Below are 17550 nucleotides of genomic sequence, written 5' to 3' on the forward strand. Positions count from 1 at the left end.
CTTGGCGCGGAAATCGGCCCGTCGCCAAGCGGCTTTGCGGCAACGGTTTCGCATTTTGCAACGGGTTGAATGCAAAGGCGCGTTGGATTCTCGCGCGAAAAAGGCCTGCAGCGGTTGACGATTTGGCGCCATACCGCGACACTGGTCGGCGCGTATTGTCCCATCGAGGATGCAAAATGAAAACGCAGTCGCGACGCGAATTGCTGCAGCTCGTCGGTGCCTTTGCGGCGGCGGGCGGCGCATTTGCGTACGCAAAAAATGCGCATGCGCAAAACCAGGCCGCTTTCCAGATCGGCGTGGCGCCCAATGTCAGTGCGCGCATCATCCTCACCAACTACCGGCCGATGCGCGAATATCTGGCCGAGCGGCTCGCCCGCACGGTCGAGATCGCAACCGCGACGGACCTGCGCGAATTCCAGCGCCGCACGCTCGAGGGCGCTTACGACCTCGTTTTCACGCCGGCCAATCTCGCCTTTGTCGCCGAGGAAGACGGCAAGCTCGAAGTACTCGGCGGCTTCGAGCCGCCGATCCCGGCCCTGTTCGTCACGCGCAAAGACGCGTCCGCCCCGACGCTCGAAGCGCTGCGCGGCAAGGCCTTGGCGCTCGCCAATCCGCAGTCGCTCGTCGCCATGTCGGCCAAAGCGACATTGGCGAATGCGGGCTTGCGGGCGGACGCGGACTATCGGCCGACCTGGGCGCGCAACGAAGACAGCCTCGCCCAGCTTCTGTCGGGCGGCGATACGCCGATGGCGGCGATGAGCATGGGCGAGTTCCGCAGTCTGCGCGACGAAATCCGCCAGACGCTCGAGTTCCGCGAATTCGCGCGCGTGCCGAATTTCATCGTCCTTGCCGGCAAGCCGATGGCACCGGCAGCGCTCGCCCAGCTGCGCGCCGTGCTGGGCGCTTTTGCCGAAACCGAACTCGGCCGCGAGTTCCAAAGCCTCACCGGCGTGCAGCGCATTCGCGCGGTACCGGACGCCGACCGTGCGGCCATCGCCCCCGTTCTGGCCGAAACCCGCGCTGCTTTGCGCTGACGTTCCGCAACACCGTCCGAAAAGGGGTGTCGCCATGTGGCTCGATCGCATTCCCTTCCGCTTCCGGCTGTTCAGCGTCGGCGCACTCGCCATGGCCGCCCTCACGGCGGTGTTTGCACTGTCGCAGGTCTCGCTCATTGAAGCGGCGCTGATCGGCCAGACGCAGCTGCGCGCCGAATCCGAGCGGCCGCTGTTCCGCGCGGTGCTGACCAATCTGATGGTCGAGCGCGACTACGCCACCATCGAGGCGATCCTGCAGGAAAGCGCTTCGACGCACGGATTCGCGCATCTGGCCCTCCTTGATGCGCGCGGCGAAACCGTGTCGTGCATCGGTTGGGAGCCGGCCGTGCACGGCATCCCGCACGAGTCGAAGACCCCGATCGTGGGGCCCGACGGCACGGCACGCCTGCCCTTCGCGGTCGAGATCGACTATGCGGGCCAGAAGCTCGGCACGCTCTATTACGGCGTGTCGACAATGCCGATCCAGGCCGCGCGCATCGACGTGCTGTCGCGCGCAGCCGCGATCGGCGCGGTCAGCCTCGTGCTGGCGCTGATGATGATGGAATGGCTGCACACGCTGCTGATGCGCCCGCTCGTGCGTCTGCGCGCGGCGAGCGATGCAGTGCGCGACGGCAATTTCGACGTCGATCTGCAGACCTCCGACCGCGACGATTTCGGGCGCCTTGCACAGAGCTTCCGGCTGATGGCGCGCGAAATTGCGGCCCGCATCCGAGCGCTGGAAAGCAGCGAAACGGCCCAGCGCCAGCTCCTCGACGAAGCGCGGGTGCGCGAAAGCGAACTGGCGCACGCGCGCGACCGCGCCGAAGCCGCCGCCGAGGCCAAAGCGCGCTTCCTTGCGACGATGAGCCACGAGATCCGCACACCGCTCAACGGCGTGCTGGGCCTGTCGAGCGTGTTGCTCGAAACGCGCCTCGAGCCCGAGCAGCGGCGCCTGCTGCAACTCGTGCAAGGCTCCGGCGAGCAACTCTTGGGCATCGTCAACGACGTGCTCGACTATTCGCGCCTCGATGCCAACGGGCTTGCGCTCGATGCCGCACCGCTCGACCCGCAGCGCCTCACGCGCGACGCGGCCGCCGCCTTCCAGCCGCGTGCGGCCGCCAAGGATCTGACGCTGACCTGCTGGATCGATTCCGACGTGCCCCCGCTCGTGTCGGGCGACGCGCTGCGCTTGCGCCAAATCCTCGACAATCTGATCGGCAACGCGATCAAATTCACGCTCGTCGGTGCGGTCGACGTGCGCTTGCGCCGCACAGCGGGCGAAGCGCTCGAATGGGCGGTCCAGGACACGGGCATCGGCATTCCGGAAGGGCGCATTCCGGAGTTGTTCCAGGATTTCACACAGGTCGATTCGTCGGCCACGCGGCGTTTCGGCGGCTCGGGCCTCGGGCTTGCGATCGCACGTCGTCTCGCGCGGCTGATGGGCGGCGACATCACGGTCGAATCGACATTTGGGCGCGGCTCGACCTTCCTGCTGCGCCTGCCGCTGGCAGCCTTTGCGCAGCCGCACGCGGCAAGCCCGTCCGGGCCCGAAAAGACGGCCGAAATCGTGCCTCTCTTGGCCGCGCGCGGCCAAGGCTTGCGCGTGCTGGTCGCCGAGGACAATGTGGTCAATCGTCTTGTCGTCGAAAAACTGCTCGAGAATCTCGGCCATGCCGCGGTTTTTGCCGAAGACGGGTATGCCGCCCTTACCGCCGCGGCCGCCCAGCCCTTCGATGCGATTTTGATGGATATCCATATGCCGGGTCTCGACGGTTTGAGCGTTTTTGCGCGCCTTCGCGCCACCTACGGCCCCAACAGCGCTACGCCGGTTTTTGCGGTAACCGCCAACGCCTTGCCCGGCGATCGCGAGACCTACATTGCAGCCGGCATGGCGGGCTATCTGCCCAAACCCATCGACGCCAATGCGCTGTCCGCCCTGCTCGCCGCCATCCCGCTTGCGGCCGCTCAGCAAAGGCCGCTGGCGACCTGATAGCGGGGCTGAAAACGGCGCCTCGTTCGACAAAGTTTCGCTGGCATGTTCGGCGATGCGGATTAAAATAAATGATAGTATCTGAATCGTGGTCGCGACCCCGCGGTCCGCACACTCCTGTGTCGATGACATGAAGCTGGATCGTCGCACCTGTTCTGCCGGGAAGTCGCGCCGCCTGCAGCGGCGTCGAGCAGCTGCGCGCATGGGCTGGCCGCTCGCATTGGCGGTCGGCTTTTCGGTGCCGGGCCTGGCGCAGACCCTGCCGCAAGGCGGCAACGTGGTCGGCGGTGCCGGCACGATCACGCAGACCGCCCCCAACCAACTCACGATCAACCAGGCATCGCAGAATCTCGCCATCGATTGGCAGAGCTTTTCGATCGGCGCCAACAACATCGTGCGCTTCGTGCAGCCGAGCACCAGTGCGGTCGCCCTCAATCGCGTGCTGAACGGCGATCCGTCGCAGATCTACGGCCAGATCGAGGCCAACGGCCAAGTGGTGATCATGAGCCCGAACGGCATCGTGTTCGGGCCGAACAGCCGTATCGACGTGAACGCGCTGGTCGCCACCACGGCCAATATCAGCACGCTCGATTTCATGGCCGGCAAGCTCTTGTTCGACCAGGCTTCGAGCGACGCGAATGCGCGCGTGGTCAACCAAGGCATCATCTCGGTTGCACAAGGCGGCTTTGCCGTGCTGGCGGCGGCCAACGTATCGAACCAGGGCCAGATCATCGCCAATGGCGGCACGGTGGTGCTCGGCGGCACCAAGACGTTTGCCATCGATTTCCACGGCGACGGGCTTCTGAAATTTGCCGCGACCGGCGTGGTCGATCAGAAGCCCACGGGTGCCGACGCGCTCGTCGAAAACTCGGGCAGCATCGAAGCCAACGGGGGCCGCGTGCTGCTGACGGCGCGTGCCGCGCGCAGCGTGCTCGACAATGTCATCAACACGACGGGCATCGTCGTCGCCAGGACGGCCTCGCTCGTGAACGGCGAGATCGTCATCGACGGCGGCGACAGCGGCATCGTGCATGTGGCGGGCACGCTTGATGCCTCGGGTGCGGCGGCGGGCGAAAGCGGCGGTACCGTCAAGGTGCTCGGCGAAAAAGTCGGCCTGTTCGAAAATGCGCGCATCGACGCCTCGGGCACTGTCGGCGGCGGTACTGTGCTCGTCGGCGGCAACTACCAGGGCATGGGCCCCGAGGCCAACGCGCAATATCTCTACATGGATGCGCGCGCGGTCATCGATGCGAGCAGTGCGTCCGGCGACGGCGGGCGCGTGATTCTGTGGTCGGATCTTGCCACGCGCAATGCAGGCCACATCAACGTGGCGGGTGCGCGCAACGGCGGCTTCATCGAAGTGTCGTCGAAGGGCTTCCTTGATTTCCGCGGCACGGTGAATTTGCGCGGGCTCACGGGCCGCGCGGGCGAATTGCTGCTCGATCCGACCGACATTACGATCTCGTCGTCTTCCAGCAGCGGCGACATGTCGGGCGTTTCGCCGTTCGTCGGCTCGAACGCGAGTTCCAATTTGGACGTCGCCGTTCTCAACGCTGCACTCGCTGGCGGCGACGTGACCGTGACCACGGCTTCGGCCGGCGCAGGCACGGGCAATATCGACGTTACCGCCACCATCGCGAACAGCGTCGCGGGCCGGACTCTGACCTTGCGCGCAGACGGCGCGATCACGGTCGGTACCGGCGGCTACATCAGCAGCGGTGGCTATCTTTTCAACGTTTCGCTGCGCGCGGCCGGGAACATCACTGTCGGCGGGACCGGGATTGTCACAAGCGGCGGCAACCTCACGACCGAAAGTGCCGGCGGTGGCGGCCAGGCCGGCGGCAATTTCGTAAGCACCGCAAACATCAATGCGGGCACGGGCAACGTGACGCTGGCGCATGCCGGCACCATTTCCATCGACGCCGCGATCAACACCACCGGCCAATTGTCGATCAACGCCGGCGGCGCCACGACCCAGACAGCTGCGATTACGGGTCCGGCCTCTCTGGTGATCGGCGGCACCGGCGCCGTGACGCTCGCCAACGCGGGCAACTCGTTTTCGAACATCACGCTGAGCCGGACGGGTACTTCCGCCAATGTCAGCATCGTCAACGCGATCAGCGGCAATTTCCAGACCTCGACGCTCGGCTCCGGCACCTTCACCTACAGCAGCGCCACAGCTGGTTTCCTGCAAAGCGGCGGCATCACGCAGGATGCCAGCGGCGGTGCGGTGTCGATTTCCGGCGGCACCGGCACCGTCACGCTGAGCCAGGCCAACAGTTTCTCCGGTCCTGTGACCGTTACCGGCGATACGATCACGGTGTCGGCCGCGCAGACCGCAACGGGCACCGGCTCGCTGTCGCTGGCTGCAACGCGCAACGTTGCGATCAGCGCGAACCTGACCACGGCAGGCGGCGACATTTTGATCACGGGCAACGTGGCGTCCTGGGCGCCGGCCTACGAGACAAACACGCCCGTTTTCGGCACGGCGTCGGGGACTTTCGACGGCGTCCAGGTCAATGCGGGCGTGTCCATCAATGCCGGCGGCGGCGATATCGCCATTGCCGGCAAGGGCGGCGACACGGGCGCCAACCAGCACGGCGTCAGGATTTATGCCGCCGCCGCAACCCCGACGACGATTTCGACAACTGGCGCGGGCACGATCACGCTCTTTGGGCATGGCGGCCTTTCGTCCGGCGTTGCGGGCGGCGGCTTGGGCGGCTCGCATGGCGGGTTTCGCTTCGACGGCGATGCGACTGGTGTGGTCGACGTTTCGACCGCGAACGGCAACATCAAGATGGTCGGCACGGGCGGCGGGACCGGCGTCTCGTCGGACAACAACGGCGGCGGCGTGTTTTTCCACACGAAAGTCCGCGCGACGGGGTCCGGCTCCATCGACATCGCGGGCACGCCCGGCGTCGGGGCGAGCGCGGGGCTTGCCGCCATCCTTTCGCAGACTGAAATTTCGACGGTCTCCGGCAACATCGCGCTGACCGGGACGGGTGGTACAGCTTACGTCAACGACGCCGCTTTCGCCGGTTCCTCAAAGGGGCTTTGGCTTACCGGTGCGACCGTCAAGACGACCGGCTCAGGCAACATCACGCTGCGCGGAATCGCGGGAACCGAGGGTCCTGGGATCCTCATTTCGAATGCCAGCGGGACGGTCACGCTCGGCGACGCGGCGATGACCGGCAATTTGACCATCCAAGCGAATTCACTGACCTACACCGGCGCCAACACGATCTTGCATCAGTCGGGCACCGGCACATTGACCTTCCGCACCGACACGGCGCCGACGAACCTCGTGTTCTACGGCTCCGGCGGGGGCCTACAGCTGACCTCGACCATCGTCAACGCGTTCGCCGGCAATTTCGCCACGCTTGCGATCGGCGACGCGTCGCAGACAGGCACCATCACGACCGGGGCCGCCTTTACGGCAGCGAGCGGCCAGTCGCTGTCGCTCACGACCGGCGGAAATCTGACCGTCAACTACGCGCTGACGACTGCCGGGGCCGGCGCCATATCGCTCACATCCGCCAAGGGCATTGCACTGCTCGGAAACGTGACGACGGCGGGCGGCGACATCGTGATGATGGGCGGCAATGTCGGGCCGTGGACCAGTCCCTTCACCAACCCGACGCCGACCTTCGGTGCGGCGACGGGCACTTTTGTCGGCGTTGCCATCGGCGCGGCGATTCAGGTGACGGCCGGCGCCAACGGCAATATCGCGATTGCCGGTCGCGGCGGCGACACGGGCGGCAGCCAATACGGAATCCAGATGTATTCCGGTGCGACCGTTTCGACCAGCGGGACGGGCGCGATCAACATGGTCGGCCGCGGCGGCGGGAACGGCGACGGCATGGCGATCGACGGGGCCACGGTCTCTTCGACCGGCTCGGGGGCGATCCAAATGGTCGCGATCCCGGGCACGACCACCGGCGGCGGCTTCCTGTTTTCAGGCGCTGTGACGCTCGGCAACGCGGCTTATACCGGCAATCTGACGCTGCGCAGCGACGGGGCCATCGCCGGTACGGCGTCCGTGGCGCTTCCGCACCAAGCCGGGACGGGCAATTTCACGGTTCGAACCCATACCGATGCGACCCCGATTTTCGCGGCAACCGCGGGTGCAGGGCTCGAGTTCGCGTCCGACCTTCTTTCGGCCGCTTCGTCCTATGGCGGGATCGTCGTCGGCTCCCCGACGCAATCCGGCACCATCACGATGGGCGCCCACACGCTCGCCAACCAGTTCACGGTGGTTGGCGGCACTGCGGCGATCTCGATCGCCGGTGCCGTCGCGTTGAGCACGCATACGCTGTCGCTCGAATCCGGCGGCACGGTCACGCAATCTGCCGCGATCACCGGCACCAACGGCAATCTGGCCCTGGGCGGTACCGGCAGCGGCGCTGTCACGCTCACGAACGGCGGCAACAGTTTCGGCATGCTGTCGCTGGCGCGGACCGGCAGCACCGGCAGCGTTGCCGTATCCACGACTGCAGCGTTGGACCTGGCGAGTTCGGCCATCGGCACGGGCACGCTCGCGGTAACGAGCGGTTCGGGAATTTCGCAGTCTGGCAGCCTCACGCAAAGCGCGGGCGGCGGCAGCGTGACATTCGACGGCGGTTCGGGCACGGTCGGCCTGTCGGCCGCGAATACGTTCACCGGCGATTTCGCCGCGACCGGATCGACCGTCGTCGTCAGCGCGGTGCAGACTTTGGCGCGCGTCGGGAGCCAGAATTTCGATCTGACAGGCACAAGCGGCAACGTTCTGATCCAGGCAAACGTCGCGAAAACCAATACCGGCGGCGCCGCCATGTCCATCGCCGCGTTCGAAACGGCTTGGTTCGACAATGCCGGATTGTCGTCCAACGGCGGCGCCATAACGATCTGGGGCAACGCGCCAGGCGGCAGCAATTCCGCCGGCTCATCGGCGGGCACGGCGTGGGGCGTGCGAATCGACGGGGCTTCGGCCGTGGTTTCCGCCGGTGCGGGCGCGATCAGCATCGTCGGAAAAGGCTCGACCGACGCCGGCTCCGGGCAGCACGGGATCGCGATGATCAACGGCGGCTCGGTTCAAACGACGACGGGAGCCATTGCGATGCAAGGGCGGGGCGGCGACGGAACCGCGACCGGCCAGCTCGGCATCGTGCTGCAGAACAGCACAGTCCAATCCTCGTCCGGCACTGTGACGTTGACGGGCTGGGGCGGCGCCAACAGTTCTTCGGATGCCCACGGCATCTATGTCGATGCGGGCGGGTCGGTTGCATCCGCGACCGGGAACGTGACGCTCAACGGCACGGCGCCGACTGCAACGGCCGTCTATCTCTTCGGCGGCAGCGTTTCGACCGGCGGCAGCGGCACGCTGACGCTGCAGGGCTCGGCCCTGTCGGGGACGGGCATCGAAGGCGGAACGGGTTCGACGATCACGGCCGGGACGGGCACTTTGACGCTGGTGTCCGACCGCGACGTGTCGATCGCGAACACGTTGCTGACGACGGGCGGCGCGCTCGACGTCACCGCGACGGGCTCCATCAATCTCAGCAACGCCAGCAATTCGATCGGCGGGAATACGACCATCAACGCCACGGGATCGACTAGCAACGTCAATTTCCGTAACACAGCGGCGAACCAAAATCTCAACGTTTCATCGACTGGGTATCTCGACCTTTACGATCTGAGCGTGACCGGGGACTTGACGGCATCGGCCGTCGGCGCTCTCACCGTCAACACGTCGTTCGCCATGGCCGCGGGCAGGCAGGTCGCGCTGACCGCGACAGGCGTCATGAGCACCATCGAGATTTCCGGCAACGTCACGCTGTCGAACGGCAATTTCAGCGCAATTTCGGACCGTGGTATTGCCGTAACCGCGAATATCGCGACGAATGGCGGCGACATCGTGATGTACGGCCATGCGCCGGGCGGCGACGTGAATGTCGGGACGGCGACCGGCGGTTTCCACGGCGTACGCATCGACGGCGCCATCACCGTCGATGCCGGCGGCGGCAATATCGACATTCGCGGCCGTGGCGGCAATTCGGGTTCGTTCCACGGCGTGACGATCCGCAACGGCGCGGGCGTGCTCACATCCGGCATCGGCACGCTGGACATTATGGGGCATGGCGGCACCGCACCCGGCGGCGGCAGTGCCGGTGTCGAGTTCTATGCGGGTAGCGCCTATGCCCAGACGCAGAACGGCGCTTTGACCGTCAGCGGCTATGGCAGCACCGGCGGCGGCAACAACAATTCGGGCGTGGCCCTGGCCACAGGCCAAATCCGCGCGACGGGGGCGGGTGCGGTCGATGTCTCCGGTGCGGGCGGTGCCGGCGGCAGTTTCGGCGTGAGCGTGCAGGGCGGCGGTACAACCCTGATCTCGACCACCGACGGCAATCTCACGGTCATCGGCAATGGCGGCCTCGGCAGCGGCGGCGGCTTCGAAAGCTGGGGCGTCAATGTCGCGGGCCAGTCCGGCCTCGGCGCCATCCAATCCACGGGGACCGGCAACGTCTCCGTGACCGGAACGGCGGGTGCGACCAGCGGCAATGGGCGCTACGGCGTGATGATCGGCACCGGCGGCAGCATCGTCGCGACCAGTGCCGCTGGCGGCACGCTTAGCGTCACCGGCACCGGCGGCCCGGGAACGGGCACGAACAACCACGGCATTTACCTGACCGGTGCGGGTGCGACGATCTGGGGGACCGGTTTCAATGTGACGTTGACCGGCACGGGCGGCACTGGCGCGACAAGCGGCGACGGCATCCGCTTCGACAGCGGCGCCAACACGCATTCGGACGACGGCCAACTGACCATGACCGGCGTCGGCACGGGCAGCGGCTTCGGCATTGCCGCAACCGGCACCAGTTCGACGATCGGCGACCCCGCCTCGGCCGGCAATATCAATATCATCGCCGATACGGTGTCGATGAGCGCGGCGACGCTCGGCATCGAAACCGACGGGCAAGTTCTGATCCGGCCCGTCAATTCGGGCACCACGATCGGCATCGGCGGCGGTGCGGGCACGCAGCAATTGCCCAGCGACATGAGTTTCGTCGATGCCGCCTTGCTCGTCGTCGGCGACCCGACTGCGGGTGCGATCGAGGTCGGTGCGGGCGGCGTCAGTACGGCCACCGGGACGGATTTGGGTTTGCGCGGCGCTTCGATCGCACTCACCGGCGACGTGACGCTGGGGGCCGTCAGAACGCTCACCCTCTACGCCAACACCAACGGCGTCACCCAGGCGGCCGGCAGTACGATAACGGCGGCCAATCTGGTGTTGCGCGGGGCCGGCGACTTTGCGGTCAATCGGGCGGGCTCCGGCTACAACAACATCACGAACGTCGCCGCCGACGTGACCGCCGGATCGGGCTCCGGCGCAATCGTTCTTTATACGGGTGCGGGTGGCGGCTCGAGTTCCAACGCGCTGACCGACGGCGTCGGCACCGTCAACGGCATCTCCACGCCGGGCGGGCTCACCTGGGTCGCGCTCAACGGCCTCACGCAGACGGGGGCCGGCGTCATCTCGGTCGGTGGTGTCACGAACCTCACCGCGCAGAACGGCACGCTCGACATGTCGGCCGCCCCCAACACGTTCAGCGGCCAGGTCGCCGCCACAAGTGCGGGCGGCGGGTCGATCCTGCTCACGGCGAGCTCGCTTGCGCTCGGCAGCATCAATTCGGCCGGCAACGTGATTCTGAACGCTACAAGCGGCGGCATTACGCATGGTAGCCCGGTTACGGCGAACGGCAATCTGAATGCGGCGGCTAATGGCGGCGCGATCGTGCTGTCGAACCACCTGAACGTCGTTGCGGGCTCGGTGTCGCTCGCCACGTCGGGCGGTGCGCACGACATCTCCTGGGACCAACTCGGGCCGATGCTAGTCGGCAGCATTTCTTCGAGCGGCCAGCTCGATATCAACATCACCAACGGCGGCATCAGCCAGGTCGGTGCGATCTCGACGGGCGGTGCGACGAACCTTATCGTCGATACTGGAAATATCGCGCTGACGAACGCCGCCAACGCGTTTGTCGGTCCCATCGTCGCGTCGAACCCGTCCGGCGACATTTCGATCGCCAACACGGGCAACACGCTGTTCGGCAATATCGCGTCGAACGGCGTGCTGAACGTGTCGGTCACCGGCGGCACGCTTTCGCAGGTGGGCAGCACGGCGATCACCACGACGGGCAACGCTACCCTCACGCTCGCGGGCGCCTACGCAATGACGCTGACCGAATCGGGCAACAATGTCGGCGGCAATCTCGCGCTGTCGGGGAGCACTGGTACGCTCGACGGCATCCTGCTCGGCACCGTGACAGTGACCACCGGTACCTTTGTCGTCAACGGCGTCACGTATACCGCCGCAGCGCCGCCGCCTACCAACAATACGACGCCAGTGCCCGGTGCGGGCGTGGGTGGCACCACGGTTTCGAGCGCGCTCACCGATGCTGCGCCGATTTCGCAGATTCAGGGCGCAGCTGCGCTGCCGCCGCCGCCGGGTGCGACAGCGGTCGTTTCCGATACGGTTGCGTTGCTGACCGGCGGGCCCGGCCCGCTTATTGGCGGCGGTCCCGGTGCGCCGGCCGGTCCTGGCGGCCAAGCCGAAGGCGGCGAGGGCGGTCCGGCGGTTTCGCCCGTTGGCGTTGTCTCGGCGCCGCCGCCACCGCCGGCCGCAGCTGGTCCGGGTGCGCCGCCGCCCGCCGCATCGCCGGGCGCGCCGCCGCCGCCTGCCATCGTCGTTTCAGGCGGTCCGCCGCCTGGACCCGGTGCGCCGCCGCTCGTTCCGACAACGGCACCGCCGCCCGCCGTCACGGCCGTCGGCAATGTCGGCGGGGCGTCTGCGCCCGCAGTGAATGGCGGTGCGGTGCAGCCGACGACCAGCGCGCCCCAAACCGCCGTCACGTCGCCGTTCCCGTCGATGTCTTTCTAACCGGGTCTTTCTAGCCGGCGCTCACGCGCGGCCGATGGCACTCGGCTTCGTGCCCGGGCGCGAGGGCGGCGATCGGCGGCGAAACGCTGCGGCACATCTCGTCGGCCAAGCGGCAGCGCGGCGCAAAGGCGCAGCCCGTGGGCATGCGCGACAGATCGGGGGGTGCCCCCGGAATCGCTTCGAGCCGCGTGCCGCGCATCGCCCCATGCACCGTCGAAGCAAGCAGCCCCTGCGGATAGGGATGGGCCGTGCGGCGGATCACGTCGGCGGCCGAGCCGCGCTCGACGATGCGGCCGCCATACATCACGGCCATGCGGTCAGAGACTTCGACCGCAACGCCGACATCGTGCGTGACGAAAATCACGGCCATGCCGAACTCTTTCTGGAGTTCGCGCAGCAGCAGCAGGATCTGGATCTGCACGGTCGCGTCGAGTGCCGTCGTCGGCTCGTCGGCGAGCAGCAATTGCGGTTTGCACGCCAGCGCCAACGCGATCATCGCGCGCTGGCGCATGCCGCCGGACATTTCGTGCGGATAGGCGTCGAGCCGCCGCTTGGCGGACGGGATGCGCACGCGCTCGAGCATTTCAAGCGCGCGGGCGCGCCCGGCCTCGCGGCCCACGTCTTCGTGGCGCATCACCGCCTCGGCGATCTGGTCGCCTACCGTGAATACGGGATCGAAGGCCAGCATCGGCTCCTGGAAGATCATCGACACCACGCCGCCGCGATAGCGGCGAAGTGCGCGCTCGTCCATCGCGAGCACGTCGTGGCCCGCGACCGTGACCTTGCCGGAGAGCGTCGTGCGCGACGCAGGCAGAAGACGCAGTAAGGCTTTGAGCGTGACCGATTTGCCCGAGCCGGACTCGCCGAGCAACCCCAGCACTTCGCCGGGTTGGAGCGCGAAATCGACGCCGTTGACCGCATGCACCGTGCGGTCGGCCGATTTGAACAGCACGCGCAAACCTTCGACGGAAACCAGCGGCGCGGTCATGCGGCACCTGCCGTGCGGCTATGGTCGGAGCCGGCCACGTTCATGTGGCAGGCGACCGCGTGTTTGGCGTCGCCCGCGACTGCCGCAAGGTCCGGCACTTTAGCCGCACAGACGGGCTCCGAGAACGGGCAGCGCGTGTGGAAGCGGCAGCCCGCCGGCGGGTTGATCGGGTTCGGCGGATCGCCTGCGATGGGCGCTTCTTGCGTGCGCGCATCGGGGTCCATCGACGGCATCGCCGACAACAGCGCCTTCGTATAGGGATGGCGCGGATTGCCGTAGATCGCGTCGACCGGACCGATCTCGGCCACGCGGCCCAGATACATGACCATCACGCGGTCGGACATGTAGCGCACCACGTTGAGATCGTGGCTGATGAATACGTAGGTGAGGCCGAGCTCGGTCTTCAGATCCTGCAGCAGATTGAGCACCTGCGCTTCGACCGATTTGTCGAGTGCCGACACCGCTTCGTCGAGAATCACGAGGCGCGGGCGGAGCGCGAGGGCGCGCGCGATATTCACGCGCTGGCGCTGGCCGCCCGATAATTCGTGCGGATAGCGGCGCACGAACAGATTGGGATTGAGCCCGACTTGCTGAAGCAATTCGCGCGCGCGCGCTTTGGCCTCTTTGGCGCCGAGCCCGTGCACTTTGGGTCCGAACGAGATCGAGTCTTCGATCGTGAGGCGCGGATTGAGGGACGCAAAGCTGTCCTGAAACACCATTTGCACATGGCGGCGCATCTCGCGCAGATCGAGCCCGTCTTGCGAGCCGATCTTGAGGCCGTCGTACAGCACTTCGCCCGCGTCGGGGTCGATGAGTCGCACGAGCAGGCGCGCGGTCGTCGATTTGCCGCAGCCCGATTCGCCGACGATGCCGAGCGTTTCGCCCTTGGCGACGTCGAAATCGATGCCGTCCACGGCCTGCACGACCGCAACGGTGCGATTGAGCACGCCGCCTTTGATCGGGAAATGTTTGACGAGGCCGCGGATCGACAAAAGCGGCTGTGCGGGGCCGCCGATATCTTCGTCGGCGATGCCCTGGGGAATGGAAGCGCTCACAGTTTCACGTCCATGGCCGAGCGCAAGCCGTCCGAAAACAGATTGAAGCAGATCGAGGTCACGAAGATCATCGCCCCCGGCAAGGCCGCGACGGCCGGCTGCACGTAGATTGCGGTGCGCAGCGTGTTCAGCATCAGGCCCCATTCGGCCTCGGGCGGCTTGGTGCCGAGCCCGAGGAACGACAGGCCCGAGGCAAGGATCATCGACACCGACACGAGGCCCGTCGCATAGACGAAGACCGGCCCCAGCACGTTGCCGAGAATATGCACGCGGATGATGGTGAGCGCCCCCGCACCGCTCGCGCGTGCCGCATCGACGAAATCGAGATTGCGCACTTGCGTGGTCACGCTTTCGGCCACGCGCGCGATGGGCGGGATGAACACGACCGTCAGCGACACGATCGAATTGAAAATGCCGGCCCCGAGGGCGCCCGAAATCGCGATCGCGAGCAGCACCGAGGGGAAGGCGTAGAACACGTCGATCGTGCGCATGATCGCCATGTTGGTCTTGCCGCCGACATAGCCTGCGACCACGCCCAGAAACGTGCCGATCAAAAACGCGTTCAGCACGGGCACGATGCCCATGAACAGCGACAAGCGTCCGCCATAGATGAGGCGCGTGAGCATGTCACGGCCAAGCTCGTCGGTGCCGAGCGGATAGCCCTCGGTGCCGATGGGGCGCAAGCGCCGGATGATCGAGCCGCGATAGGGATCGCCCGGTGCGATGAGCGGTGCGAAGATCGCGGCAAGCAGGATCAGCACGAGCACGGCCAAACACGCCATCGCGACCTTGTCGCGTGCCAAGCGCCGCAGAACGTTGGACCAATAGCCGCGCGAGGCGACCGGCACTTGGCCCGCGTCGTTCGCGGCGGCGGCGGAAGCAGCGCTCATCTCAGCCTCGCTTGATGCGCGGATCGAGCCAGGTTTGCACCAGATCGACCAGCAGGTTGAGGGTCACGAAAAACATCGCCAGCACCAGGATGTTGCCCTGCAGCAGCGGCAGGTCGCGCTGCAGGATCGCGTTGCCGAGCAGGAAGCCCGAGCCCGGCCACGCGAACACCGTCTCGATCAGGATCGAGCCGCCGAGCAGATAGCCAAGCTGCAGCCCCATCACGGCGAGGCCCGTGGGAGCGGCGTTTTTGAGGATGTGCAGGAAGATGCCGCGCTCCGAAAGGCCCTTGGCGCGAAGTGCGTCGACGAATTCCTGCGAGAGAATGTCCGACACGAGTGCGCGCACCGAGCGCGCCACGATGCCGAGCGGAATGACCGACATGGTCAAGGCGGGCAGAATGAGATGGCGCATATGCTGCCAATCCCATTCCCAATCGGCCGAGCCGCCGGGACCCGCACCTGTTGCGGGCAGCCAATTGAGCTGCACCGAGAAGATGATCACGAGCACCATGCCAAGCCAGTAATGCGGCAGCGAGATGCCGGCGACGGCGAGTGCGCTCGAAGCGCGGTCGACCCAGGTGCCGCGATAATAGCCCGCAACGAACCCGAGGAACGCGCCGACGAGAAAGCCGAAAGCGGCCGCGAACACGGCGAGCATGAAAGTGTTGCCGATGGCGCGCCAGACTTCGGCCGCCACGGGCCGGCCGGTCGCGATCGAAAAACCGAGATCGCCGCTAAGGGCGCGCCAGATCCACAACCCGAATTGCACGGGCAGCGGCTTGTCGAAGCCGTAGGCGGCGCGCAGCTGTTCTTGCATTTCCTGCGAGGCGTCGGCAGGCAGCACCGACACCAAAGGATCGCCCGGTGCGATATGCACAAGCAAAAAACACACGAGGCTCACGCCCAGTGCGATGGGGACAGCGTAGAGAATTCGTTTGAGGAGATATTCGAGCATCTTCGTACGGGATCGACCGGACGGGCGCGTGAGCCCGCCCGGTCGGAACCCTTCAGTTCATCGTGATCGGCGAGAAATCGACGAACCAGCTCTGCGGCGGCACAAAGCCGCGCACACGCGGGCTCATCGCGCGCGGACCCACATCGTGCGCCACCCACAAGAACACCGTCTCGTCGACGATGCGCTTGTGAAGAGCCGCAAGGGCGGCGTCGCGCGCGGCCGCATCGAACGTGGTGCGGGCGGCGGCCACGAGCCGGTCGAATTCCGGATCGTTGACGAAGCCCCAATTGTTCGAGACTGGCGGCGCCATTTTGCTGTCGACGAAGCGCACGAACGCGAAGAACGGATCCATCGCCGCGAAGGTGATGTTGACGGCGTGGGCGCCCCGCGCCGTCGGATCCTTCGCACCGATGCGCCAGTTCGTGAACAGCGTGTTCCACTCGATCACGTCGAGCTCGACGTCGAAGAAGCACTCGCGCAAGGCCTGCTGCAGATATTCGTTCATCGGCAGCGGCAGCATCTGGCCCGAGCCCGAGGCCGAGACCTGGATCTTAACTTTGAGCGGACGCTGGGCCGAGTGGCCGGCCGCCGTCATCATGCGGCGCGCTTCGTCGGGGCGGTAGCCGATCTTGAAATCGGGATTGCCCCACCACGGATGGCCCGGCGGCACCGAACCCACCGCTTCGGCCATCAGGCCATTCAAGAGCTGCTTCATGTCGGTGCGGTTCACGCACAGATTGGCGGCCTGGCGCACGCGCTTGTCGAGCCACGGCGAGCCTTCGACGAACGAGAACTGCCACGGCCACACATGCGGCTGCTGGTTGGCGAAGAGCTGGAAGCCGCGACTGCGGATCTGCGGTACGGCGTCCGGGGCAGGTGCCTCGGCCCAATCGACCTGGTTCGACAGCAACGCTGCCGTGCGCGCATTGGCGTCCGGGATCGGCAGCAGCACCATGCGGTCGATCTTCGGCACGCGCGCCGTGTTCCAATAGGCGTCGTTCTTGGCAAGCTCAAGCCGCTCGCGCGGCACGAAGCGCACCATCTTCCACGGGCCGGTGCCCGAAGCGTCGGCCGCAAACGCGGTCCACGCCGCGGCCGAGCGGGCCGGGGCTTCGGTCACGCTGGCGGGTACGGCGGCCAGCTTCGCGGCCCAGTGTGCGGGGCTCGCCATGAAGAGGTTGGTCAAGTTGATGGGCAGGAACGAGTCGGGCTCGCTCGTGGTGAGTTCGACCGTGAGGTCGTCGATCTTGCGCGCGGTGCGCAAGGTGGGCATGCGGCTCGCCGTCACGCCGACTTGGCTCGCGTCGAAATGCGGCGCTTCGCGGTCCAGCACTTTGCGCACGTTCCACACCACGGCGTCGGCATTGAAGGCGCTGCCGTCGTGGAACTTCACGCCGCTGCGCAGCTTGAAGACCCACTTGGTCTTGTCGTTGGCATCGACCGCCCATTCGCTCGCGAGGCCCGGGATCAGCACCGAGGGCTTGTCGGCACTGCTGAGGTCCCACGCCGTCAGCGCGTCGTACATCGTAAGGCCCGTGAAGCGGTTGCCTTCAAAGCCCTGGTCGGGCTGGCCCAGCGTGCGCGGGATATCGGCGGCCGTCATGGCGATGCGCAAGGTCGTCTGCGCCTGGGCAGCACTGGCCATCAAGCCGAGGCCGAGAGCCGCGCCGATCAAAGTCCGGATTTTCATAGGGGGTGCTCCAAAAAGACATGAACCGGCA

General features: G+C 66.5%; 8 protein-coding genes. 3 read left to right on the forward strand and 5 right to left on the reverse strand.

What is annotated here, in order from left to right:
• Positions 1 to 176 precede the first annotated feature (176 nt).
• From O9320_07780 to O9320_07790, 3 genes are all read left to right on the forward strand, one after another.
• Positions 177 to 1034 (forward strand): PhnD/SsuA/transferrin family substrate-binding protein, encoded by an 858-nt coding sequence (locus O9320_07780; GenBank protein MCZ8310738.1) that lies wholly within the window; start codon positions 177 to 179, stop codon positions 1032 to 1034.
• Between the two features lie 34 nt (positions 1035 to 1068).
• Entirely contained in the window at positions 1069 to 3024 is a 1956-nt protein-coding gene (locus O9320_07785) for an ATP-binding protein (protein MCZ8310739.1), read from the forward strand.
• Between the two features lie 202 nt (positions 3025 to 3226).
• Complete coding sequence (locus O9320_07790) at positions 3227 to 11941, forward strand: filamentous hemagglutinin N-terminal domain-containing protein (protein ID MCZ8310740.1); 8715 nt, start codon at positions 3227 to 3229, stop codon at positions 11939 to 11941.
• Positions 11942 to 11951: 10 nt separating this feature from the next.
• Here O9320_07790 and O9320_07795 read toward each other — a convergent pair whose 3' ends face one another.
• From O9320_07795 to O9320_07815, 5 genes are read right to left on the reverse strand one after another with little or no spacing between them, the layout of a single operon-like run.
• Positions 11952 to 12929, reverse strand: coding sequence for an ABC transporter ATP-binding protein (locus O9320_07795; GenBank protein MCZ8310741.1), 978 nt, complete (start codon positions 12927 to 12929; stop codon positions 11952 to 11954).
• Positions 12926 to 13984: an ABC transporter ATP-binding protein gene (locus O9320_07800; protein MCZ8310742.1), complete on the reverse strand. Its 1059-nt coding sequence runs from the start codon at positions 13982 to 13984 to the stop codon at positions 12926 to 12928. Before O9320_07800 ends, O9320_07795 begins: the two co-directional genes overlap by 4 nt.
• Positions 13981 to 14874, reverse strand: coding sequence for an ABC transporter permease (locus tag O9320_07805; protein MCZ8310743.1), 894 nt, complete (start codon positions 14872 to 14874; stop codon positions 13981 to 13983). The genes O9320_07800 and O9320_07805 overlap by 4 nt, the downstream gene beginning before the upstream one ends.
• Position 14875: 1 nt before the next feature.
• Positions 14876 to 15829 carry an ABC transporter permease gene (locus O9320_07810; GenBank protein ID MCZ8310744.1) on the reverse strand — a complete coding sequence of 318 codons (954 nt, stop codon included), beginning with the start codon at positions 15827 to 15829 and terminating at the stop codon, positions 14876 to 14878.
• Between the two features lie 52 nt (positions 15830 to 15881).
• Complete coding sequence (locus O9320_07815; protein MCZ8310745.1) at positions 15882 to 17519, reverse strand: ABC transporter substrate-binding protein; 1638 nt, start codon at positions 17517 to 17519, stop codon at positions 15882 to 15884.
• Positions 17520 to 17550: the final 31 nt, after the last annotated feature.

Origin of the sequence: Magnetospirillum sp., assembly GCA_027532905.1 — a bacterium.
Lineage (GTDB): Bacteria > Pseudomonadota > Alphaproteobacteria > CACIAM-22H2 > CACIAM-22H2 > Tagaea.

What these genes read in the sequence shown, in the direction of transcription:
- O9320_07780 (MCZ8310738.1), top strand. Translation starts at nt 177, where the DNA reads ATGAAAACGCAGTCGCGACGCGAATTGCTGCAGCTCGTCGGTGCCTTT.
- O9320_07785 (MCZ8310739.1), top strand. Translation starts at nt 1,069, where the DNA reads ATGTGGCTCGATCGCATTCCCTTCCGCTTCCGGCTGTTCAGCGTCGGC.
- O9320_07790 (MCZ8310740.1), top strand. Translation starts at nt 3,227, where the DNA reads ATGGGCTGGCCGCTCGCATTGGCGGTCGGCTTTTCGGTGCCGGGCCTG.
- O9320_07795 (MCZ8310741.1), bottom strand. Translation starts at nt 12,929, where the DNA reads ATGACCGCGCCGCTGGTTTCCGTCGAAGGTTTGCGCGTGCTGTTCAAA.
- O9320_07805 (MCZ8310743.1), bottom strand. Translation starts at nt 14,874, where the DNA reads ATGAGCGCTGCTTCCGCCGCCGCCGCGAACGACGCGGGCCAAGTGCCG.
- O9320_07810 (MCZ8310744.1), bottom strand. Translation starts at nt 15,829, where the DNA reads ATGCTCGAATATCTCCTCAAACGAATTCTCTACGCTGTCCCCATCGCA.
- O9320_07815 (MCZ8310745.1), bottom strand. Translation starts at nt 17,519, where the DNA reads ATGAAAATCCGGACTTTGATCGGCGCGGCTCTCGGCCTCGGCTTGATG.